The 21,428-nt window shown below is 62.3% G+C and carries 21 protein-coding genes; 9 read left to right on the plus strand and 12 right to left on the minus strand.

Annotation, left to right across the window (positions count from 1 at the left end):
* Positions 1-97: 97 nt before the first annotated feature.
* The 12 genes from ACLIRY_RS12580 to ACLIRY_RS12635 form a co-directional block, all read right to left on the minus strand.
* The gene (locus ACLIRY_RS12580; RefSeq protein WP_413205738.1) at positions 98-571 is read right to left on the minus strand and encodes a c-type cytochrome; all 474 of its coding nucleotides are present in this window, start codon (positions 569-571) and stop codon (positions 98-100) included.
* A gap of 4 nt (positions 572-575) precedes the next feature.
* Complete coding sequence (locus tag ACLIRY_RS12585) at positions 576-1,568, minus strand: YncE family protein (protein ID WP_413205775.1); 993 nt, start codon at positions 1,566-1,568, stop codon at positions 576-578.
* A gap of 17 nt (positions 1,569-1,585) precedes the next feature.
* A complete protein-coding gene (locus ACLIRY_RS12590; RefSeq protein ID WP_413205739.1) occupies positions 1,586-3,109 on the minus strand; it encodes an SRPBCC family protein in 1,524 nt (507 codons plus the stop codon).
* Positions 3,106-3,717, minus strand: coding sequence for a hypothetical protein (locus tag ACLIRY_RS12595; RefSeq protein ID WP_413205740.1), 612 nt, complete (start codon positions 3,715-3,717; stop codon positions 3,106-3,108). The genes ACLIRY_RS12590 and ACLIRY_RS12595 overlap by 4 nt, the downstream gene beginning before the upstream one ends.
* Positions 3,714-4,742: a vWA domain-containing protein gene (locus ACLIRY_RS12600; RefSeq protein WP_413205741.1), complete on the minus strand. Its 1,029-nt coding sequence runs from the start codon at positions 4,740-4,742 to the stop codon at positions 3,714-3,716. Before ACLIRY_RS12600 ends, ACLIRY_RS12595 begins: the two co-directional genes overlap by 4 nt.
* Positions 4,739-5,905 (minus strand): hypothetical protein, encoded by a 1,167-nt coding sequence (locus ACLIRY_RS12605; protein ID WP_413205742.1) that lies wholly within the window; start codon positions 5,903-5,905, stop codon positions 4,739-4,741. The genes ACLIRY_RS12600 and ACLIRY_RS12605 overlap by 4 nt, the downstream gene beginning before the upstream one ends.
* 11 nt (positions 5,906-5,916) lie before the next feature.
* The gene (locus ACLIRY_RS12610) at positions 5,917-6,792 is read right to left on the minus strand and encodes a hypothetical protein (protein ID WP_413205743.1); all 876 of its coding nucleotides are present in this window, start codon (positions 6,790-6,792) and stop codon (positions 5,917-5,919) included.
* Between the two features lie 8 nt (positions 6,793-6,800).
* Complete coding sequence (locus ACLIRY_RS12615; protein ID WP_413205744.1) at positions 6,801-7,850, minus strand: AAA family ATPase; 1,050 nt, start codon at positions 7,848-7,850, stop codon at positions 6,801-6,803.
* A 211-nt stretch (positions 7,851-8,061) separates the two neighbouring features.
* Positions 8,062-8,355: a methanol dehydrogenase gene (locus tag ACLIRY_RS12620; RefSeq protein ID WP_413205745.1), complete on the minus strand. Its 294-nt coding sequence runs from the start codon at positions 8,353-8,355 to the stop codon at positions 8,062-8,064.
* 100 nt (positions 8,356-8,455) lie between these two features.
* Positions 8,456-8,995 carry a cytochrome c(L), periplasmic gene (gene moxG, locus ACLIRY_RS12625; RefSeq protein ID WP_413205746.1) on the minus strand — a complete coding sequence of 180 codons (540 nt, stop codon included), beginning with the start codon at positions 8,993-8,995 and terminating at the stop codon, positions 8,456-8,458.
* A 33-nt stretch (positions 8,996-9,028) separates the two neighbouring features.
* Complete coding sequence (gene moxJ / locus ACLIRY_RS12630) at positions 9,029-9,874, minus strand: methanol oxidation system protein MoxJ (protein ID WP_413205747.1); 846 nt, start codon at positions 9,872-9,874, stop codon at positions 9,029-9,031.
* Positions 9,875-9,958: 84 nt separating this feature from the next.
* On the minus strand, positions 9,959-11,827 hold the full coding sequence (locus ACLIRY_RS12635; protein ID WP_413205748.1) for a methanol/ethanol family PQQ-dependent dehydrogenase: 1,869 nt from the start codon (positions 11,825-11,827) through the stop codon (positions 9,959-9,961).
* Positions 11,828-12,242: 415 nt separating this feature from the next.
* Here ACLIRY_RS12635 and ACLIRY_RS12640 point away from each other — a divergent pair, with 415 nt between their 5' ends.
* The 9 genes from ACLIRY_RS12640 (at position 12,243) to ACLIRY_RS12680 (ending at position 21,351) form a co-directional block, all read left to right on the plus strand.
* Positions 12,243-13,709 (plus strand): histidine kinase, encoded by a 1,467-nt coding sequence (locus ACLIRY_RS12640; RefSeq protein WP_413205749.1) that lies wholly within the window; start codon positions 12,243-12,245, stop codon positions 13,707-13,709.
* The gene (locus ACLIRY_RS12645; protein WP_413205750.1) at positions 13,706-14,347 is read left to right on the plus strand and encodes a response regulator transcription factor; all 642 of its coding nucleotides are present in this window, start codon (positions 13,706-13,708) and stop codon (positions 14,345-14,347) included. The genes ACLIRY_RS12640 and ACLIRY_RS12645 overlap by 4 nt, the downstream gene beginning before the upstream one ends.
* Before the next feature lie 407 nt (positions 14,348-14,754).
* Positions 14,755-15,471, plus strand: coding sequence for a GntR family transcriptional regulator (locus ACLIRY_RS12650; protein ID WP_413205751.1), 717 nt, complete (start codon positions 14,755-14,757; stop codon positions 15,469-15,471).
* Positions 15,472-16,497, plus strand: a complete 1,026-nt coding sequence (locus tag ACLIRY_RS12655) for an ADP-ribosylglycohydrolase family protein (protein ID WP_413205752.1) — start codon at positions 15,472-15,474, stop codon at positions 16,495-16,497. It abuts the gene before it with no gap.
* A complete protein-coding gene (locus ACLIRY_RS12660; RefSeq protein WP_413205753.1) occupies positions 16,497-17,465 on the plus strand; it encodes a PfkB family carbohydrate kinase in 969 nt (322 codons plus the stop codon). Before ACLIRY_RS12655 ends, ACLIRY_RS12660 begins: the two co-directional genes overlap by 1 nt.
* A gap of 34 nt (positions 17,466-17,499) precedes the next feature.
* Positions 17,500-18,552: an ABC transporter substrate-binding protein gene (locus ACLIRY_RS12665; RefSeq protein ID WP_413205754.1), complete on the plus strand. Its 1,053-nt coding sequence runs from the start codon at positions 17,500-17,502 to the stop codon at positions 18,550-18,552.
* An 80-nt stretch (positions 18,553-18,632) separates the two neighbouring features.
* A complete protein-coding gene (locus tag ACLIRY_RS12670) occupies positions 18,633-19,502 on the plus strand; it encodes an ABC transporter permease (RefSeq protein WP_413205755.1) in 870 nt (289 codons plus the stop codon).
* A complete protein-coding gene (locus ACLIRY_RS12675) occupies positions 19,499-20,290 on the plus strand; it encodes an ABC transporter permease (protein ID WP_413205756.1) in 792 nt (263 codons plus the stop codon). The genes ACLIRY_RS12670 and ACLIRY_RS12675 overlap by 4 nt, the downstream gene beginning before the upstream one ends.
* On the plus strand, positions 20,290-21,351 hold the full coding sequence (locus ACLIRY_RS12680; RefSeq protein WP_413205757.1) for an ABC transporter ATP-binding protein: 1,062 nt from the start codon (positions 20,290-20,292) through the stop codon (positions 21,349-21,351). Before ACLIRY_RS12675 ends, ACLIRY_RS12680 begins: the two co-directional genes overlap by 1 nt.
* Positions 21,352-21,428 lie beyond the last annotated feature (77 nt).

Consider the following 21,428-nt stretch of genomic DNA (forward strand, 5'->3'; position numbering starts at 1 on the left):
GATAAACAATCGCCCTTATGGTGTTGTTTGCCCGCTATGGACGACGTTCGGTCCCGGTACCGCACAACATAACCGGTCCCCCTTATCCGGGACCTCCTCACTCTTTCGGAGGGCCTCGATGGGCGTCCTTTTCCTCCGGCATCCGATAGACTTCGTGGCAACTGTCACAAACAGCCGCATAGGCCCCATAGGCCGATGGGAGGGCCTCCGCGCCCTGCCCGGCAGCCTCGGCCATGGCCCGGGCCGCCGTTTCAAGGGCACCCAAGCGGGCTTCAAAATCGGCCCGGTTCTCGAACAGGGCCGGGCGTGTCGCGGATCCGGTGGTCGATCCATCCGGGAACAGGCTTGGCAACTGCGGTGTCACGGCCAGCACCCGGTCGACCGCAGCGCGCACCGCAGCCCCGTCGAAGGGAGCACCCTGTTGAACCATGGCGCGGGGAATCTTTGTTGCCTTGATCAACTCCACCATCAGCTTTTGCCGGGTTTCAACCACAGTGTCTGCCGCAGCGAAACCAGCACCAAGGAGCAAGCTGGCCAAAAGATTGAACAAAAACAGCAAGCGGATTCTCATCGGTCTACTCCGAAATAGGAAAAACAGCGGTCATCATGCGCGGTCCGGCACCAACGGGGACGAGCCGCGCGGCTCCGGTTTCAAAATCGAGGATCGACAGGCTGTCCGAGAACCAATTGGCCACCACGGCCAAGCCCGGTCCCGGAAGAGTCCCCGGAAGGAAAACAACCCCCTCCGGATACTCTCCAACGGCAAGGGTTCCGCTCACGGTCAGGGTTTGCCGGTCAATGATCGACAGACGCCCGATCTGCTGGTCGGTGACGAAAACCCGGTCGCCCGTGGGATCGACGGCCACGCCATAGGGCATCCCCCCAAGGTCGACCCGGCCCACCTCCTTCCGCGCCATCGTATCGACCACCGACAGATCACCGCCTTGGACATTGGCGACATAGAGCCACGCCCCATCGGGCGACAGAGCCGCGGCGAAGGGGGCTCGGCCAACCGGAATCCGCGCCACAACCACCAAGCGCCCCAGATCGACCACGGACAGATCATTGCTTTCCCGGTTCACAACATAGGCCAAACCGGGTCCGAATCCGGGTCCAGGCCCCCGCGCCCACGCCCGGTCCAGGACGATGGCCGAGGGTGACTGCCCCACGGGAATGTGCTCCACCCGACCGCTGGCCAGGGTCACAACCGCGAGCCGATCCGCGCTCCAGTCGGTTGCCAGCAAGCGCCCGTCATCCGTCAGGGCCAAGCCAAACGGTTGCCCTCCCAAAGCGATGGACCGCGCCACCCGCCAGGAGGCGAGATCAACGACAGTGATACGGCCCAACTCCGGATGACTGACATAGGCCCACCGTCCCGCACCATCTGCGGTGATCCCCGCAGGGGAAGGATCCAGGGCCAAGCGGTTCGTGGTCTGGCCATCGGCCGTAACAGCAGAAAGGAGCGCGGCCCCCTGACTGACCACCAGAATAGCGGGCTCCGCCGCCCTGGCCGAAGTCCCGGGGCAAGCCAGGACCAGAGCCAGAGCCAGGACCAGAAGGGAACCCATCGCTTTCACCGAAGGGCTCATTCGAAATGGGCCTTCAACCCCTCCAACCCCTGGGAGAGGAAGGTTGTCATGGCGCGGACGGCCGCCTCGTCGTTCAAATCCTCTGCCGGTTCGTTGGTGGTATCGCCCCGGTAGAAGCGCCCCTCCCAATCCACATGGCAGGTTGGGCCGGGATCGGGGCGGGAGACGACCATCTTGGCGGTGTAGAAACTGACCGGAAGCGCCTTGAGGTTCTCCTCGGACAAGCGGTAGGAAATCGCCTGCCTTGCGCCGTCGACGTTATCCAACCGCTCGGTCACGGTCTCGCCGTTGGCCAGGGTCAGGACCCGTGTCGCTCCCCGTTCGCTGGCTCCAGAAGCCTCCACCGCCGTGATGCCCGGATGCCAACTCCCAATCGAACCGAAATCGAGCAAGGTTGACCAGACGAGTTCGCAGGGCGTTGCAATATCGATGCTTTCGTCCACCTTCTGGGGCGTTGGCCCGTGGGCCGAAGACACCCCCGGAAGGAGAACGGAACAGGCGACACAAGCGGGCAGGATGAGAGATTTGAACATGGGGAGCCTTCTCTTTTTTAGGACAGCAACCAAGGAACCGCCGCGAACCGAGCAGCGGCTAAAAAACGCCCAAAGATGGGCCAGCAAGGCGGCAGCCAGAGCCACGCCGCCCAGAACGGGAGACAGGTCGACGACAGCGACCACGGTGCGGGGCTGCGTGAAACGAAGAATGGCCGCTTCCAGGTCATCACCCCGGTCCAGGCCCGCGTAGCCGAGCCCCAGGCCTGCGCTCAATTCCAGGAGATAGCCTTCCCGGACCTCAGTCAGGTGCTCGGTACCCGCCGGCATATTTCCGAAGGGGTTGTTGCGAGGATGGAAACCCGGGCGGGATTCCGCATCGGGAGGGGGAGGCCCCCTGCGGGCTTCCTGGGGAACACCGGTCATGGCATAGGCCCCGACCTCCCGCCCCCGCTCATCGAACTTGGGAATGGGGACAGGCCGGGATCCCCCCACGCCGACCACCAGCCCCCCAACGGCCCCCACCTCCCCCCGGAACGGCGGGCCACCCGTCCAGGGCAGCGGAGGGGCCTCCTGCCCATCGGTCAGGAACACCAGATCGTAGTCCCGCCCCGCGCCGGTCATCAGGGCATTATGCAGACCGCTCGCCACGCGGCTGTCCCCTTCCCAGGCCATCCGCCAATCCAGCGCGGCAATCGCCCTGGAAAGCGCAGCGTAGGACGCCTGGACATCCGTGGGTTCGAACAGAACGAAGGACCGACGCTCCGTAAAAATCGACAGCCCCACCCGGGACCCGGGAGGCAAGCGGCCAATCAGGGCGGGCAGCCGGCGTCGAAGCATGGTCAGGCGGCTTTCCGGGACTCCGTTGTGGATCTGGTCCCGGGCCATCATGCTGCGGGTCACATCCACCACCAGCATCAGGTTCCGCGCCTCCCATCCGCGCCGGACAGTCGGTTGGGTCGCGGCCAGAACCGCCGCGCAGACGGCAACCAGCAGCAGAAGAAAGCGGGGCGTCCCAATCACCCTCATGGCAGCCCCTCCGGCATCCCCGGCAGTTCCGTCCAAAGGGACTTCGGCTGGGTCCGGGGCTCCGCCTCGTCCGCGCCGGTCGTCTCGCTCCTGGGGAAATCACGCACCAGCCGCATGGCCAGATCGAGGTTCACCTTGGTCGGAACATCGTTCGGACGCAGGGCGAGCGACCGCCGATAGGCCTCCTTGGCGAGCCGCACCTGGGGCACGCTCTCGTCCAGGTTCCCGTCCTCCATCCCACGAAAGGCCGCCTTGAGGCGCGCATCTCCCAAGTCTCGGAAAAAGGCTGCGACCAGAGCGGGGGCCCCCGTCCGGGTGATCGGTTCGACCAGGGCCTCGGCCTCGTCAAGGCGATCGCGTTCCAGCAGGAACCGGGCACGGGCCCGCAGGACTGCAGGCGCGTCCCCTTCCCCCGCCGGCAAGTCCCGCCCGGCGGCAAGCCCCTGCATCCGCTTGGCATCCAGCCCCGCCTGGACCGCCCCGCCCCCCCAAAAGAGGACACCGGCCAAGGCCACCCCCAGAAGCGACAGCAACCCGGCCTCCAGAACCACACCGGATCGGTTCACCAGCCCGTGCGCCAGCCTCTTCCCGAAAGATGCCCCCCTCATCGCCCCGCCTCCCTATGCCGGATGGGTGGTAGCGGCCCCTTCGGATCGAGGAGGGACCGCTCCAACAGAACGGCAGCGCCGAGCAAGGCCAGGCAGAGGGCGGCGACGGCATAACAGACCGGCGCGAGGGGGCGGCGCGGCGTGATATCCACATAGTGAATGGGGCGGGATTCGATCCGATCAATCTCGGCGATGGCATCCTTGACCGCCTCGGGGCTGTCCGCTTCCCAAGCCCGGTAGGGCACGCCAAGGGATTGGAGCAGAAGGTGGAGATGCCGTTCCGGTCGCGCCCGGGGGGTATCCTCGGCCCCCTCCTCCGGCTTTTCCTCAAGGCCGTGGCTCCCCTTCGAGCGAATATAGAGCCAATAGAGGGGAACCGGATCGCGCTTCACGGCCTTGCGCAAGGTTTCCTGCACCTCCCGCCCGACCACCCCGGCACCATCGGAGACCAGGATCAAGGCCCGGGACTCTCCCCCCCCTTGGCCGGAGAACATATCGAAGCCCAGGATCAACCCCCGCCCCACATCCGTGCGGGCCAGACCCGGTTCATCCGTGGCCGCCACCGCAGACCGAACCGCTTCCAAATGCCCGGTGATCGGCATGACCATCATGGGTGTGGTGGAAAAGGCCGCGACGCCAATCCGATCCCGGGGCCGTCGCTCCAGGAAATCAAGCACCAGACGCTTGGCAACTGCGGCCTTGGACTCCTCCGACCCGTCGGGGTGCCGGTTGGCGAAGGTATTGTCCATGCTCGATGACCGGTCGAAGAGGAAAACGAGGCTTGCTCCCTTGCCCTGCCGGAGGGTTCTGCTCTCCGGCCCATGGGGCCCCGCCAGCCCGAGAACCAGCGCTGCCAGGGCCAGGAATGCCGCACCGCGCAGCAGGATGCCCATCCCCTTGGACAGGGAATCGCCCGGCACCGCGCCCAACCAGGGGTGGGAAACGGTACGCTCCAACCGCGCCCAGACGGGCAGAAGAAGCAAAGGCAGCAACAGGAAGGCCAAGGGCTGCTCAACGGTGATCATGGGCGCCTCCGTTCCGCAACCGCGAGGGATCGGGCGAAGCTGCGGAGCCCCCCGTTCGAAACAAGACTCTCGGATATTTTATATATCTCACGCAGGCCCGCTTCGCGGGCCGCTCCGATGGGGCGGGCAGCGCCCGGCGGCCGGTCGGGCGCTTGCTCCGGGTTTGGACTTCGTCCCGCTCCCTCCGCTGTATTACTGAATATCTCACGCAGGCCCGCTTCGCGGGCCGCTCCGATGGGGCGGGCTGCGCCCGGCGGCCGGTCGGCCGCTTGCTTCGGGTTTGGACTTCGTCCCGCTCCCTCCGCTGTCCCCTCGTTCATCGCCCCATAAATCAAGGCCCGGGAAGCTTGGTGGAACGCCCGGATATCCTCTTCCAAGGCAGAGAACTCGGGATGCGCGGACAGAAAGGAAGAAATATCGTCCGCCAACATCCGCCGCCCCAAGGTCTCGTCGAAGGCGCGATGGAGAAGTACGCAGGCCGCGCGCGGGGCAAGCGGCGCCCCCCGCCGCCAACGCCCCCCTTTCAGCGCGCGCGCGGCCTGACTGAAGGGCCGGGAAAGGCGGGTGAAAGGCCAAATCCCCCGGTGCCAGAGCAAACCCAAAAGGGCAACCAGTGCAAGACCTCCCGCCGCACCGGTCCGCCGCACCAAGGGCGCGGGATCAATGTCCTCCAGCGGGGGTGCGGAGGCCATGGCCTCAGGCTTGGAAGGGGCCAGAATCTCCCGGAGAGGCGATGTCACGAAAGTCCAGGACGGAATCTCCACCTGCCAAGGGCCTCCCTCCCCAGAAAAGGACAGCGGCAGGGGCGGAATGGTCAGGCGTTTGGGTTCCAGCGGTGCATAGAAGGTCTGGTAGGTGAGCGTGACCCGGTAGAGGGATTGCCCCTCCTCCTCGCCCGCTTTCATGACCTCAACGGCCCGCAGGTCCAGCCAATACGCCAAGGCCCCGGGATGGGGCAGGCTGGCAGGATCCGGCGCCCCGTCTCCATCAACGGCAATCCACGCCCGGGCCGTCAGGGTATCCCCGATCCACCAGCCATGCTCCCGGGGAGGCTCAAAGCGGATCTCAGGCTCCGCAGCGACCGCCGCTCGGGCGACCAGAACCCAGACCAGGGCCCCAACCAGGGCCCCAACCAGGGCCAACGCCAGGGCGAATGAGACCACAGCAAGCCCCCTCATGTCCCACCATACCCCGACAGCGCTTCGAACAGGTGGTCCACGTCGATCTGGTCCACGATCTCCACGGGGCTCAGGCCCCGGGCGACGAAACATCCGTCCAGCCTCCTCCGGCGCGCTTCTGCGGCCTCCCGCCAGCGGAGCGCCAGGGCGGGACGCATGAGCACCATCCGACGCCCTCCCCCTTCCAGGTCCTCAAGGGGGAGGAGTCCAAAGCGGGAGGGCGGGGTCTCCAAACCGCTGTCCCGTAGCACGAAGGGATGCAGGTCATGCCCGGCAAGACGGTCAAGCAAGCGCTCCACCTCTGCCATCGGTGCGGCGAAGTCCGAAAGCAGCAGGACAATGGACCGACTCACGGGCACCCTCTCAGCGGCGTCGAGAAACCCGCCCCACCCTTTGCCTTCGGGGGTCACTTCCGCCAGAGCCGCGTCCACCTCCTCGGCGAGGCCCCGCCGCCGGGCGGGTGGCCAAAGAGGGGCGCTCGCCCGGTTACCTCCTCCGACCAACAGGCCGAAGGCGTCCTGAGACCGGGAAACCGCCCTGGCCAAGCCGACGGCCAGACAGCGGGCCATGGCCCAGCGGTCCCCTCTCCCCTGGGCAGCCATGGACCCCGAGGCATCCAGAAGCACAATGATCCGCGCCGCCACTGCAGGACGATAGCGCCGGACCCAGATGGTCTCCGACGGATCGGCAAGGCTCGACCGCACGTCGATCCGGCGAGGATCGGGGTGGTTCAGAAGGGAGACCAGGGAGGTAAACGGTCCTCCCTGGCCTTCCCCCTCCCCCCCATGGGTCCCGGGGCGCACCCCTTGGATCCGCCCTCGGGCCCGGAGAGCAATCATGGAAAACAGATCCTGGTCCAATAGGCCGTCCATCACTTTTCTCACCTCGGTGTCGGCACGACCGCGAAAGCGGCGTCAATCAAGGCAGGGACCAGACTGTCCCGGCGGGCCTCGAAGGCCGGAGCCAGGAAAATGCGATGTCCCATCACCGGGCGAAACACCGCAGCCACATCCTCGGGCACCACATACTCCCGCCCCTCGAGCCAAGCCCGGGTCCGGGCCGCGCGCACCAGGGCCGACACCCCCCTCGGGCTGGCTCCTCCCTGAACAATTCGGTCCATGGGCAAGTTATGGACGGTGAGGCCCTGGCGATCGGGATGGCGCAGGGTCTCCCAGAGACCGAACACGTAATGCTCGATTTCCTCGCCCGCGTGGACCGTCGCTTGGATGGTCTCCGCAACGGTCGCAAGGGCTTGATGATCGATCAGCGCCTCGGGGACGCTCTCCACCAGCAGGTCCGCGTCATGGTACCGCACGTCGAAGGCAAGCCGCCGACGCAGGGCCGGATCCTCCGGTGCGTCGATGGCGATTTCCATGAAGAAGCGATCCCGGGCAGCCGCTGGCAGTTCGAAGGTTTCCTCGCGCTCGACCCGGTTGCGATCGGCGAAGACCTGTAGGTGGGGAAAGGACCAGTCCCGCCGGAACGCGCCAACCCGCCGTTCGGCCATGGCCCGCAGAAGAAGGGAATGGACCTGGGGCCTCGCGCGGTTGATTTCGTTGAAGAAGAAGACGGCGAGACCTTCGCCATGGCGCAACAGGGGACCCGGTTCGATCCGGGGACGCCCATCCTCACCCACATGGGCGGTGTAGACGATGTCGTTGGGCATCAGGTCGATGGTGCCTTCGATCCGCTCGAAGGGACCGCCAAGGGCCCGGGCGAAGGCCCGCAGCAGCGTTGTCTTGCCCACGCCCACGTCCCCTTCCAGGAGCACATGACCCCGGCAGAAAATCGCAATGGTCATCAAACGGACGGCGGCATCCTGGCCGATAACGGCCCTTCCAACCGCCGCTTCCATGACCAGCGCGCGGCGGTGCCAGTCGGCGAGATCTTCGGCGAGGTCAGGGGATGGGGATGAAACCAGTGTCGACATGACCGGGGAGTCCGAACAGAAAGAAGGGGTGAGAGAGAGTGCGAGGGCGGACCCATGGATCAGGGATGGGGAACGAAGCCATTCCTTCAAAAGAGGAACAAAGAGATGTGAACGGCACCCCTTTGCGCTCCACGATCCGCCCTCGCCTTCCTTGACATCCGGATGGCCCGCGTAGGGAGGGGCGGGGGATCCGGATGCCGAGGACTAGGCTCTACTCCGTCGGAATTTTTGCGACGTCGTAGATAAAGGTGCCGGTCTTGACCAAATAGGCGGAGCGTTTGGCATTGCGCTCCTCCATACCCGCGATCGATTCCGCCTGTTTGTTCAATTCCATGGGGTCGTGTTGGGGATCGTATTGGGATCCTTCCACCTTCTCGGGGTAGCCGGGTTTCGGCTCCCAGCAACTCCCTGCCTCCTTGCAGTTGGTCCCGTCATAGGCCAGGGCCGACCCCGCGCCCGCCATCATGAAAACCGCAGCCATCGCCGCCATTGAATATCGTTTCATCCGTTTTTCCTCCATGTCCCGCGCGTCCCTTACTGGCCGCGCTTCCTGTGCCTCCGCCACGCCGCTGGGCGCACGAAGGGATGCTCGCTGATCGGATTCTTTAATCCTTCGAGGCGGTATGGGGCGCCTCATAGGGCTTGAAGGCCGCGCGTTGCTCCGGGGTGAGCCAAGTCGCCGTTTCCGGTGGGCCGGTGTAAAGGTGCCGCACCCAGGACATCGCGAGCAGGATCTCGTCGAGGGTGAGGTTGCCGTATTGAGGCCCCATCTGGCCTTGGGCACCGCCGAAGACGGTCATGAACAGGCCCTTGTCCGTTTTATTGTCCGGATAGGTCCAATAGTCGTCGTTCAAGCCGGGCCCGATTTTCCCCTCCGCCAGATGACCGTGACAGCCGGAGCAGGCGGTCAGAAACAGGTCCTCGGCCTCGGCGAGGGTGGCGGGGTTCTCATTGTAGATGTTCTCGCCGCTTTCCAGGAAAACGCGGACCGCTTCCGTATCCCGCCCCTCGGGCAGGGCGTCATCCAGGTTGAGCGGTTCGCCCGTAACCATGTTGAACATCATGAAGTCGGCGAAGGCGGTGGATAGTCCCCCGGCGGTCATGAAACCGAGAGCCAGTGCCAGAATGAACAAGGACTTTTTCATGTTTTTCTCTTTCCCTCTCGCTTACCACGCACCTCAGGCGCCCTGCGGTAAGGTGGGAATGCCTTCTTCGGCAAGGATGCGGGCGATCTCGTCACGCAATCCCGGAAGGGCAGCGTTGATGTCCTCCAGCAGCGCCGCATCGGTCTTGCGCACGCCAATCGCTTGCTCGTAGTCCAAGGGAATGACCTTGCCGTCCGACCGGGTGATCGGCGTGTCAATCATGGTCATCCGCAAGGGCGCCCGGGAGGATTTGACATAGCGCGCAACATCCGGAGCGAAGGCGATGGCCATGTCGGCCTTGCCGTCGACCACCTCGCTGACCAACTGCCCCGCAGGCACTTGACTGTAGGAATTCCGCCGCGACTTGAAATTGATCAGGGAATAAAGGTAGGCCGCATTGTCTTCCCATTTGCCCGTGTATTTGAGAATGGTCTCTGCCGGAGAATAGAAGCGGATGGCAAAGCGGCTGAGGCGCGTGTTCCGCAGGTCTTCCCAATTGGCCGAAGTGAAGCCGGTCTCCTCGCGACTGACCAGCACGTACCCCGTCCGATACAAGGGCGAGGAGGTGAGCATCCGAGGATCTCCGGCATCGGCGCCCAGGATGACGTCACAAGCGCCCGCATCCAGACCGTCGCGCACCAGGTAGATGGCGAACTTGTCAAGGAAGACGAATTCGGGCGTCCGTCCCATGGCCTTGGCCAAGGCGACGGCGATTTTGTTCTCAAAACCGCTCGCATCTGCCGTCGAATAGGGCGCCTCCTTGGTCGAGGCACAGATCCGCAGATCCGCTGCGGCCATCGCGCTTCCAGTGAGGCTCCAACTGGCCAGGGTCACCCCGGCGGCGGCGAAAATACCTTTGATCAGAGTCTTGGTCGACATGTCGGGTCTCCGGTCCCGGGGCACCCCCTTTTGGATGCTCCGGGACTAAACCAGGGAAAGGAAAAAGGGAGTAAGGTCGGCGCGTCAGCCTTTCGGCGCCCACTCACCGACATTGAGGTCTTCGGTGTAGGGGCTCTTGCCGTCCAGGGAGAAGACCATCACACCGCCCCCCATCTGGGAGTAGTTGGCCAGCTTCTTGAAGGCCCCCACGGCCCCCAATCCTGCAGTGGGATCGGTCAGGTCGAAGACCAGGCCGACGCCGGGCCAGCCGCCGACACCGTAATAGATGGCAATGTATTGGGTGCCATTATGCTCATAGGTCATGGGGTGCCCAATGACGCCGGAGGGCAGCTTGTATTTCCACAGCAGGTTCCCTGTATCGGCGTCCCGGGCTTTGATGAACCCGTCCAGGGTGCCATAGAAGACGACCCCGCCAGCCGTGGTCATCGTCCCGCCCCAGACGGCGAAGCGTTCCATCACTTCCCATTGGTACTTGCCGGTGATGGCGTTATAGGCCTTGACTTGGCCGAGACCCTCGTAGTTCTGACGGTCTCCCTTGGGTCCAGGATACATGTTCAAGGTCGCACCGACGAAGAACTGACCGGCCCGATAGGGCAGCATGAACGGCTCCCAATCCATACAGATGTGGTTGATCCCCATGAAGAAGAGCTTGCGGTCGGGGTCGTAGCTGTCGTGGCCCTGGTTGTGGTACCCCATGGCCGAGGGGCAGATATCGCGGGCCATGTGGTCCATGCGGGTGCCGAATTCCGGATCCCGTTCGGGCAGGCCGGTATCCAGCTTCACTTCCTTCACCCAGTTCACCGTGTCGTCCAGCTTATTGGCCGAGACCAGGGTTCCGTCGGTGCGGTCGAGGGTATAGACGATGCCATTCCGGTCCGGGTGGGTCAGCAGCTTCCGCTCTTTCCCATCCTTGTCCTTCTGCTCGGACAGCATCATGACGTTGACACCCGCGTAATCCCATTCGTCATGGGGCGTCTTCTGGTAACCGAACTTGGCCATACCCGTATCGGCATCCCGACCCCAAATGGTCATGGTCCATTTGTTGTCACCCGGACGCATGGTCTCGTTCCAGGGCGCCGGGTTGCCCGATCCGTAATAGATCAGGTTTTCTTTGGGATCGTAGGCGTACCACCCCCAGTTCGTGCCGCCACCGATCTTCCAGGACTCCCCTTCCCAGGTGGACAGGCCCAGACCTTTCTGTCCGTAATGGGGGTTGGCGATGTTGAAATCGTCGGCAAGACGGATTTGCTCGTCGGGTCCGGTCGCATAGGCCCGCCAGTTCTGCGCCCCGGTTTTCACGTTATAGGAGGTCACATAGCCTCGAACCCCCAACTCGGCGCCCGAAGACCCCACCAGGACGCTATCCTTCACCACATAGGGCGCGATTGTCAGGGTGGACCCGACCTTGATGTCGGAGTTTTCCATGATCCAGCGGACATCGCCCGTCTTCGCGTCCAGGGCGACGACATGGCCGTCAAGCTGGGTCTTTAGGATGAGGGGACCAACCTCGTCATCACCGGGCCAGTAGGCCAGACCCCGGTTGACCACGTCGCAACAAGCCACAGCCCGCGCCGTCGGGCTTTGCTTGGGTTTGTGCTGCCAGAGAATCTTACCCGGGTCGTCCAGAGCCACCGCGAAGGTCGTATTTGGATAGGGGGAGTGGATATACATGATCCCGTCGACCACCAGCGGTGTCCCCTCATGCCCGTGCAGGACACCGGTTGAGAACGACCAGGCGGAGCGCAAGTTCTTGACGTTGTCCTTGTTGATCTGCTCCATTGGGCTGTAGTTGTCCGCGTTATAATCGCGGCCTGTCATTACCCAGTTTTCGTTGCTCTTCGACAGCTCAACAAGTGTGTCATTCGCCAGGGCCGCGCCGCCAGACAGGCCGCCCGCCGCCAGAAGCGCGACAATCGATATTGCGGAACGCATCGACTTCAGAGGTCTCATCGGGTTCCCCCCTATTCATTGTTGTGTTGTGGAACGGCATTTCCGGTGACCAGCCAAGGGCGTGACCCCTTTGGCTGGGGCGAGAAGCTCGCCGTCGGACCGTTTGTTCGAGGCAGATCCCACCACCAAGCCCCGCGCGCCGCCAGAGCACTCCTTCCCGGGTACAATCGGGAAGTATTTCCCGAGAAATTCCCGGCACTTTTCCTCAACAGCTGTACGACAGCCCGAAGTCAACGACTTACCGCACCGCGCAACGACCAAATTTCGCGTTGCACAAGAAGATCTCGGCGCCAAAACGCCGACTTATTGACTAGTAGAAAGCGAGTCATTTCATAGGATACTTCGAAGAAGCCTCCCCGAAACAGGGGATGGTTATTCGGCACTGGAGGATGAGGCGATGCAGATCACGGGACCTATCCCGATCGACGCCAAGGCGTTGGACCAGGGCCGCTGGCGAATTTCCCCCTCTTTCCGGACACGGGTCATCCTGGCCTTGGTCGCCTTCGGGCTCGTAACCTGGTCTGTGGTGGCAGGAGGGCTCATCCTGAATGCCCGCAACGCGGTGCAGGAGGAGGTTCAATCTTCTTTTTCCGTCGTCGCCCGCTATGTCCAGGCCCGAAAAATGGAGATCGAGGACCTCGGGCTGATGGTCGGCGCCGCCGAGGATCTTCGTCTCGACTCAGAAAACGCACGCCATGTCCGCGCCCTGGTCCTATCCGATGGCGGTCCACCCCATGTCCAAGACATTCGACCGCCTGAAGAAGAGGATGAGGATGCCCCCCCGAGGTGGTTCCTCGCCCTTCTGGAAACACCCCCCTTTCAGAAAACCATCGACATTTCACCACCCAACGGGGTGCCGTTTTCCGTGATCATCGAAAGCATGGCCTATGACGAAATCTCGGAGGTCTGGCAGGATTTTCGTCTGATCGTCCCTGTGACCATCGGCCATACGGTGCTTTTGCTCGGTGTGGCGATTGCCGCCATCAACCGAATCTTCTCTCGGATCACCTTGATCTCCCACGGGATTGGCCAATTGGAAGCGGGGAACCTGAGCCATCGGTTGGCCATGACCGATATCCCCGAACTCGCGTCCGTGACCGATCAGGTCAACAAGCTGGCGGATCGATTACGCGCCAAGGAGGCGGAAAATCGAGAGATCAGCCGCCACCTCCTGACCGTGCAGGACAACGAACGCCGCCAGGTGGCCCATGACCTGCACGACGAACTTGGCCCCTACCTTTTTGGGCTTGGGGCCGCCGCGCGCCAGCTTGCCGCCCAAGGTGCCGGGGTCGAGACGGCGGCAGGTGGTCCCGACCTGAAAACCATTCACGAAGCCACGGAAACCATTACGGAAATCACCCAAACCGTACAGGCTCGGGTCCGCAAACTCTTGACGGCCCTGCGGCCCATGTCGGTGGGAGAAGTTCCCCTGGCCGAGCTGTTGAACGATGTCACCCTAAAAATGAACCGCCTCGCCAAGGACGCAGAGATCCAATTGGATGCCAGGACCGGACCCGCAACCTACGGCGAAACCGTAGATCTGACCGTCTATCGGTTCACCCAGGAAAGCATCGTCAACGCCTTGAAACATGGGGGGGCCACCCAGGTGAGAATCGAACTCGAGGAAATCACCCTCGATCACAAACAACGGATCCGCGTTAAAGTCAGCGATAACGGCTCCGGAGTGCATATGGATGGGCCGGGTGACGGATATGGGTTGACCGGTATCGCGGAAAGGGTGCGCGTTCTAGGCGGAACCTGGCACCCGCCCACGCCCGCTGCGGACCGAACCATCACCAGCATCCTCATCCCGATCGAAGCAGACGTCAAAACACCGAATAGAGGTCCGAAAGTGTCCCCATGACAAAAGTCCTGCTCATCGACAACCATCCCATTGTGCTTCAGGGCTTCCAGCGGTTGATCGAGACTGATCCCCCTCCGGTCATCCTGTCCGCCTCCACCTTCCTTGAAGCCTTCATGCTGTACCGGCGGGAGCATCCGGACATCCTGATCGTCGACCTGTCGATGGCCGGTCGCTCCCTTTCGGGATTGACCTTCATTGCCCGCATGCGAAAGGTTGACCGCCGGGTTCCCCTTCTCGTCTTCAGCATGCACGCTGACCCATTGATCGTTCGGCGCGCCCTGGCCAGGGGCGCCAACGGCTATGTTCATAAGGACGCGAAACCCGAGGAAATACGCGCAGCCTTCGAAGCCGTGCGAGAAGGACGCCGCTTCATCGCCAGCGATTTGGCCTTCGATTTAGCCCTTTCGACGGAGACCCCGAGCGCTCAGGGCACCCGCCAGGACTTCACGAACCGGGAACGACAGGTCCTTGGTCTGCTGGCTGGGGGAAAATCCTATGGCGAAATCGCAGATGACCTGGGCCTCAGCTATAAGACAATTGCCAATGTCTCTTCTATTCTGAAATCAAAGTTGGACGCGGAAACACTCCCGGACCTGATTTACAAAGCCGTCCAAAGGTCCAAAGAAATCACGTCCTGACCTTGACACGGCATACGGCAGTCGGGGCTTTGCCCCGTCCCCCACTGGGGCCGAAAGGCCCCAGACCCCGGGCCATTATCTAAAAAAGAAAAAAGGAGGTTTGGGCGATTGCCCCAACCCGTCGCCTGTGAAAAGGGAGCTGCTTGTCGCTTCAAGGAGAGGCTTGGAGCGCTTTTTTCATTCCGAGAGGAAGGCAACGGAGGAAAATCCCGCAATGCCAGTGCGTTTGAGCACCGACACCGAAATCAAAGGTTTCCGTCATGGCTTTTGGGTTGCTCTCTGAGAGCCAAGCCGCTTCCCCCCAATAAATGAGGAGAGGCAAGCGTCATACCCGTTGACAGGCGTTCCGAAAGCATAAAATATACAGGTTCAGACAGGTTTAACATACAGGCTTGATCACGTTGACATTGAGCGACAAATTCGAGATCGGAACCGGGAAGCCGGAGAAGATCGCGCGCATTCTAGAACAAGAGATTCGCTCTGGGCTGCTGGCTCTCGGTGATCAGTTGGAGAGTGAAAGCGCGTTGGGCCGTCGGTTTGCGGTCAGCCGGGCGACCGTGAGGAAGAGCCTCAGCCAACTCGTACAGCGCGGCCTCATCAAGACAAGTGTTGGTATCGGATCCTTCGTCACGTTTGACGGCAATGTGGTCGCAGACGAGGCGGGTTGGACCAAAGCACTTCGGAAAGCTGGCGCAAATGCACTGACACGCACACTGCGCCTCGAAATTGTCGAGGATGAGGATCTGGCGCAAAAACTCGGCCTCGAAAGCTACGAATTCGTGGCTCTCGACAGGGCACGGACCGACGCAAGCGATGGGCACGCCATTTCGATCGAACGGTCGCGTATTCCGATGATGCCCGAAATCGAAAATTTACCGGTGCGCGGCCTCAGGGATGGATCGCTTCATTCCTCATTACGCGAGGCCGGTCTTGTGCCCGATCATGGCGAGGAATGGATCGACGTGGTGCCGCTTGGCGCCGATGACGCCGAGGCGATGCGGTGTTCGCCTGGAACGATGTTTCTGCGCACCTGTCGGGTGATCCGCACCGCAGACGGCCGCGTGATGGAACACATTACCAGCCTTCTTAACCCCACCCATTTCGCATTGCATCGGAAATTCTGAATGACTGTCGACGATACCACATTCGATCGCGCACTCGGGGCGCTTATGGGAGGTGCATTGGGTGACGCGCTCGGCATGCCGACGCAGCTGATCTCGGCTCTCGACATCCGGCGCACCTACGGCTACGTCGACGACTTTGTCACGCCGACCGACGATCACCCGGTATCGCGGGGCCAGCCTGCCGGCATGATCACGGATGACACGGAGCAGACGCTTCTTCTGTCTCATCAGATGCTTGCCGGGGGTGATCAGTTCGATCATGTCGCCTGGGTTGACCGGCTGCTAACCTGGGAGGCCGACGTTAAGGCGCGCGGCAGCTACGATTTGCTCGGCCCGTCGACCAAACGGGCCATTGATCTCATCCGGGCCGGGACGCCCGCCGAAGACGCCGGGCGCGAGGGCACGACGAACGGCGCTGCGATGCGTATTGCCCCGGTCGGGATCTCGATGCCCGTCGATCCACTCGACCGGTTGGTCGCAAAGGTTGCAGAGACCTGTGCGGCGACCCACTCGACCACCGTCGCCATCTCCTCAGCTGCGGCGGTCGCCGCTGCGGTGAGTGCGGCGCTCGACGGCGCAACCTGGAAGGACGCCGCAGAACGCGGTATCGATGCCGCCAAGGCCGCGCGGGGCGCAGGGACCTGGACCGCAGCGCCGGACATGGCCGCCCGCATTGTCTGGGCCCGTGATCTTGTTAACGGTCGGTCGGAGAAGGACGCAATTGCTGCCATTGTCGATCTTGTCGGAACATCGGTCGCCTCCCAGGAAGCCATTCCAGCGGCCTTCGCCGTCGTGGTGGCGGCGCAAGGCGATCCGTGGCGTGCGGCCGTTATTGCCGCAAACCTCGGCGGAGATACCGACACGATCGGCGCGATCGCGGCGACCATGGCAGGCGCGGCAAGTGGCTTCGCAAAGCTGCCATCCGGCCGGATCGATGAACTGCGCGGCATTGACCTTGACGAGGTGAAGCGCCTCGCGCGCGGTCTGCTTGACCTACGCCGCACCGCTGAACAGGAAAGTCGCTGATGGCGCCCCGCCTCATCCATCTCGGCGGCGCGGTCATGGACTACGTCTATAGCGTTCCCGCCCTCCCCCAACGGGCGGCTGACCTTGCTGCGGTCGGGTTCGAGCGCTTGCCCGGCGGCGCTGTGAACATGATGGTTGCGGCGCGGCGCACGGGACTGCCCACGGCATGCGGCGGCCATCTCGGCAGCGGGGCTGACGGCCAACGACTGAAGCGCTTTCTGACCGGCGAAGGGATCGACATCCTTCTTCCGCCCCTTCAGGATGTTGATAGTGGCAACTGTGTCGTTCTCATCACGCCAGATGCTGAACGCTCTTTTATATCTTGGCCGGGAGCAGAGGCGCGGTCCGACGGGTTCCACGCACTCGCCGGGATGGTGCAGCCTGGGGATATTATCACGGTCAATGGCTATAGTCTCACCTACCCCGGGTGTTGCCCGGCGGTTCTGTCGCTTGTCGAGGACCTCGATGACAGGGTCGAAATCGTCTTCGATCCAACCCCAGTCGTGGGGGACATTCCGGCGGATGCGGTGTCGCGGATCCTGGCGCGCACCACTTGGCTCAGCGCCAATAACCGGGAGATCGCTGTCATTGATCCCGAAACAACGTCGCCCCATGCAGTGCAGCGGGTTCTAGAACGGCGCATGCCCCGCGCGAAGGGGATCGTCATTCGCGACGGCGAGAACGGTGCGCACCTTGTGCTCCGAGGGGGCGCCCCCATCGCGGTGCCCGGCTTCGCCGTCAAGGCGATCGATACCAACGGGGCTGGAGACACGCATGTCGGTGCCTTCATCAGCGCCCTCGCCCGGGGCATGCAACCTCCCATTGCCGTTCGCTATGCCAATGCAGCCTCTGCCATCGCGGTGACGCGGCGCGGTGGGGCAAGCGGGCCAAACCACGAAGAAATCTTGGAATTCCTGTCCCTCGCGGATCAAGAACCGCGAAGAACCGGCGACGTCTCAATGACCTGAGGAGCCTTTCGACGATGGATGGAGGAGATGACAGATGACGCGCACAATGAAAGCAACACTTCTGGGGGCCAGTGCCCTGTTCCTGGCAACGGGTGCATCCGCAGGCGAGGTTCACGTCCTCAACTGGAAGGGGTACGGGGCGGATGAACCGTTCGCCACAAAAGCCTTTGAGGAGAGGACCGGCGACAAGGTCGTGAACGACTTCTTCAACTCTGAACAGGAGATGCTGACAAAGCTGCGCACCAATCCCGGCCTCTACGACGTCGTCATGATCAACGCCGCCTTCATGCGGCAGGCCCTGGACGAAAGCCTGGTTCAGCCGATTGATACGTCGAAGATCGAGAACTACAAGGACCTGAACCCGGAACAAGCGTCATCCACAATGCTCAACAAGGATGGCAAGACCTACGGCGTGCCCTGGACCTGGGGCTTGACGACGATCGCGGTCAACGACAAGGCCTTCGACACATTACCGACCTCGCTCAAGGAAATGTGGAAGGAAGAGCACAAGGGCCGCGTGACGATCCGGGATGATGCCGTCGAGGCCATTCAGCTCGGTGCCCTCGCCACAGGTCAGAACATCAACGACATCAAGGACATGGCGGCCGTCGAGCAGGCCCTTTCGGACCTGTTGCCGAATGTTCGCACCTTCTGGTCGTCCGAGAACGACTGGAACCAGATGGTCGCGTCGAATCAGATCGACCTCGGCACCTATTGGTCGGGGTCGGCCGGGCGCGCCAAGGCCCAGTTCAACTTGCCGGTGTCCCTGGCTGTACCAGAGGAAGGCGCGGTCGGCTGGCTCGACAGTTTCGCCATACCGGTGGGATCGGATAATGTCGAGGGGGCCGAGACCTTCATCAACTACATGATCTCTCCGGAATTCTACAGCGAATGGGATCAGACGGTCGGCGCCCCCGTTTCCGCCAGCCAGCGTGCATTGGCCGCCCTTCCCGAGGACTCGTTTAACCGCAAAGTCATGGGGTCTCCCGAGATCGCCGAGCGCGTCCAGTTTCAGCAGCCAATCACCGACGCGCAACGCGAAAGCTACCTGCAGACCTGGCAGAAGTTAAAGGTGAACGCCAACTAATCGGGTCCCTGCGGCCGCAGGAGCACCGTCCTGCGGCCGGATTTTCGGAGCGAGCGTGGCGCCAAACGAGGAAAATGGAGATGACACGACGTTCAACAGCTCGGCGGAGCAGGGGTCTGACAGCGGCCCTTCCGATGCTGCTGCCCGCCTATGCGTGGCTGACACTGGCGATCTTTCTCCCTTTGTCGGCGATGGTCTATTTCTCGCTGCTCAGCGATATGGCGCCCACTGGGCAATCGGGCTCCCTGACGTTCGCCAACTACGCGACCTTCTTCTCCGATCCGCTATACGTCACCCTTCTTTGGCGCTCTCTCCTGCTTGGCGCGACCGTTACACTATGCTGTCTGCTGATCGGCTTTCCGGCAGCCTACGTGCTGGCAAAGATCCTCAAGGGGCGGGCGCGCGAGGCGATATTCCTTTTGGTTATCCTGCCTTTTTGGAGCAACTCGCTTGTCCGTATTTTCTCTTGGTCGATGGTGCTGCGGGAGGGCGGCATTCTCGACACCAGTCTCAATGCCATTCTGCCCTTCGATGTCACGTTCGACCTCATGTACTCCTATCCTGCGGTCGTGATCGGGCTCGTCCACTCCTACCTGCCCTATATGGTGCTGACCTGCTACCTGACGCTTCAGGCCATCGACGATGCCTTGATCGAGGCGGCCCGGTCTCTCGGGGCCTCGCGGCTGGCGACGCTTCGGCGGGTTGTCGTGCCGCTCGCCATCCCCGGTATGTTGGCCGGTTCGGCTCTCATTTTCATTCCTGTGGTCGGCTCTTTTATGGAACCTCGGATCCTCGGTGGGCGCAACGGCACACTTTTCGGAACAGTGATCGAGGATCAATTCACCGCCGTCTACAATTGGCCGCTCGGCGCCGCTCTGTCCTTTATCCTCCTCGCCGTCGTGCTGATCATTCTGTTGGCCTCGGCCCCCGTTCTGAGGAGGGCGTCATGACCCGGTCTTCGTCTTTTCTCTCCGGTCTGGGCCGCACTTATATCGGCCTTGTCCTCGCATTCCTCTATTTACCGCTCGTCATCATGGCGGCGATGTCCTTCAACACATCACCGTTTTACCAATTGCCCTTCGACTGGACGACATCGTGGTATGAAGCGCTGTTCGAGAACGACGGGTTGCTCGAGTCAACGGTCAATTCGCTTCAAATCGCTGTCCTGACAACACTGATCGCAACACCCCTCGGCACGGCGGCGTCGCTGGCGCTGTTCCGCAACACGTTCATGGGCAAACGCCTGCTTCAGGCTCTGCTGTTCCCGCCGATTGCCATTCCGTGGCTGATCTCCGGAACGGCAATGCTGATCTTTTTCTTCGGTACGGGCATTGGGCGCGGCTTGCATGCCATCCTTCTTGGTCATGTCGCGCTGGCGCTGCCCTACGTCATTATCGTGGTCTCCGCGCGCCTCCAGACGTTCCCAAGGGAGCTTGAGGATGCGGCCGCCGCACTGGGTGCGAGCCGGTGGCAGACGACCTGGATGGTCACGCTGCCGGCAATCGCACCAGGCATCATCGCCGGTGCACTCTTCGCTTTCGCCGTCTCGTTCGATCAGTTTGTCGTCTCTTATTTTCTGGCGACGCCGGGCCAAACGACCCTTCCTGTCGAAATCTACGCCGCGATCCGCAAAGGCTTCACACCAGAAATCAATGCCGTTTCGACGATCATCATCCTCTTTTCCATGGGCCTGATGCTCATCGTCTCGCGCTTCTTTCGCTTCGGGGGGGATAAGTAATGGCTCGTGTGGACGTCAAGAACGTCAGTTTGTCCTTTGGCTCCTACCGGGCGCTGGAAAACGTATCGATCTCCTTTGCCGACGGAGGGTTCTACGCCCTGCTCGGACCGTCAGGCTCGGGCAAAACGACACTTCTGCGAATGATCGCTGGTTTTGAGTACCCCGACGAGGGTTCAATCCTGATCGGCGGCGAAGCTGTGGACGATGTTCCTGTCGACAAGCGTCGTATCGGCATGGTGTTCCAAAATTATGCCATCTTTCCGAATATGAGCGTCGGCGAGAACGTCGCGTTCGGGCTAAGGGTGCGCGGAGAAAAGGGGCCGGGTGTTGAGAAGGCCGTGGCCGATGCGCTTGACCTCGTCCAACTCAGCGATCTCGCGGGGCGGCGTCCGCACCAGCTTTCCGGCGGTCAGCGCCAGCGCGTGGCCTTGGCCCGCGCTATTATCACCAAACCGCGCGTTCTGCTCCTCGATGAGCCACTCTCGGCGCTCGACAAAGGCTTGCGGCATGACATGCAGATAGAGTTGAAACGCATTCAACGCGAGGTTGGCGTGACAACCATTTTCGTGACCCACGATCAGGATGAAGCGCTCTCTATTTCCGACCGCATCGGTATTCTCAAGAACGGCGTCATCATTCAAGAGGGGGCGCCAGAGGAGATATACGACCAGCCACGCAGCGAATTCGCCGCGACGTTCCTGGGGGACGCCAACATCATCGAAGGGAGGATTGAGGGGCAATCGCTTCGGCTGGAGAACGGTGCTGCCGTTGCGCTGCCGGGCGAAGCCACACAAGGCGCGGGCTTGCTCCGATGCGCGATCCGTCCGGAACGTGTGCGCCTCTCCCCCTGTGGCACCAAGGGAGACCGCGAACCCTCCCCGAACGCTCTGACAGGGATTGTGAATCACCGTCTTTTCTCGGGCAGCCTGAGCACCTATTCCATCGACTGCGACGGCCGAGAGATCAAGGCGATTGTCCAGCGTGACGGCACCAATGAAGTTGCCATCGGGACACAGGTGCAGCTCAGCTGGAATCAATCCGATCTGATTGCCCTGTCTTAACCGTGTAGAAGTTTAGACTAATACCAAGGTGCGGTGAGTTTGACTCACCGCACCTTGGTATTAACCACGAGCAGAGT

It is taken from the genome of Rhodospirillum sp. A1_3_36, from assembly GCF_047263945.1.
Taxonomy (GTDB): Bacteria; Pseudomonadota; Alphaproteobacteria; order Rhodospirillales; family Rhodospirillaceae; genus Rhodospirillum.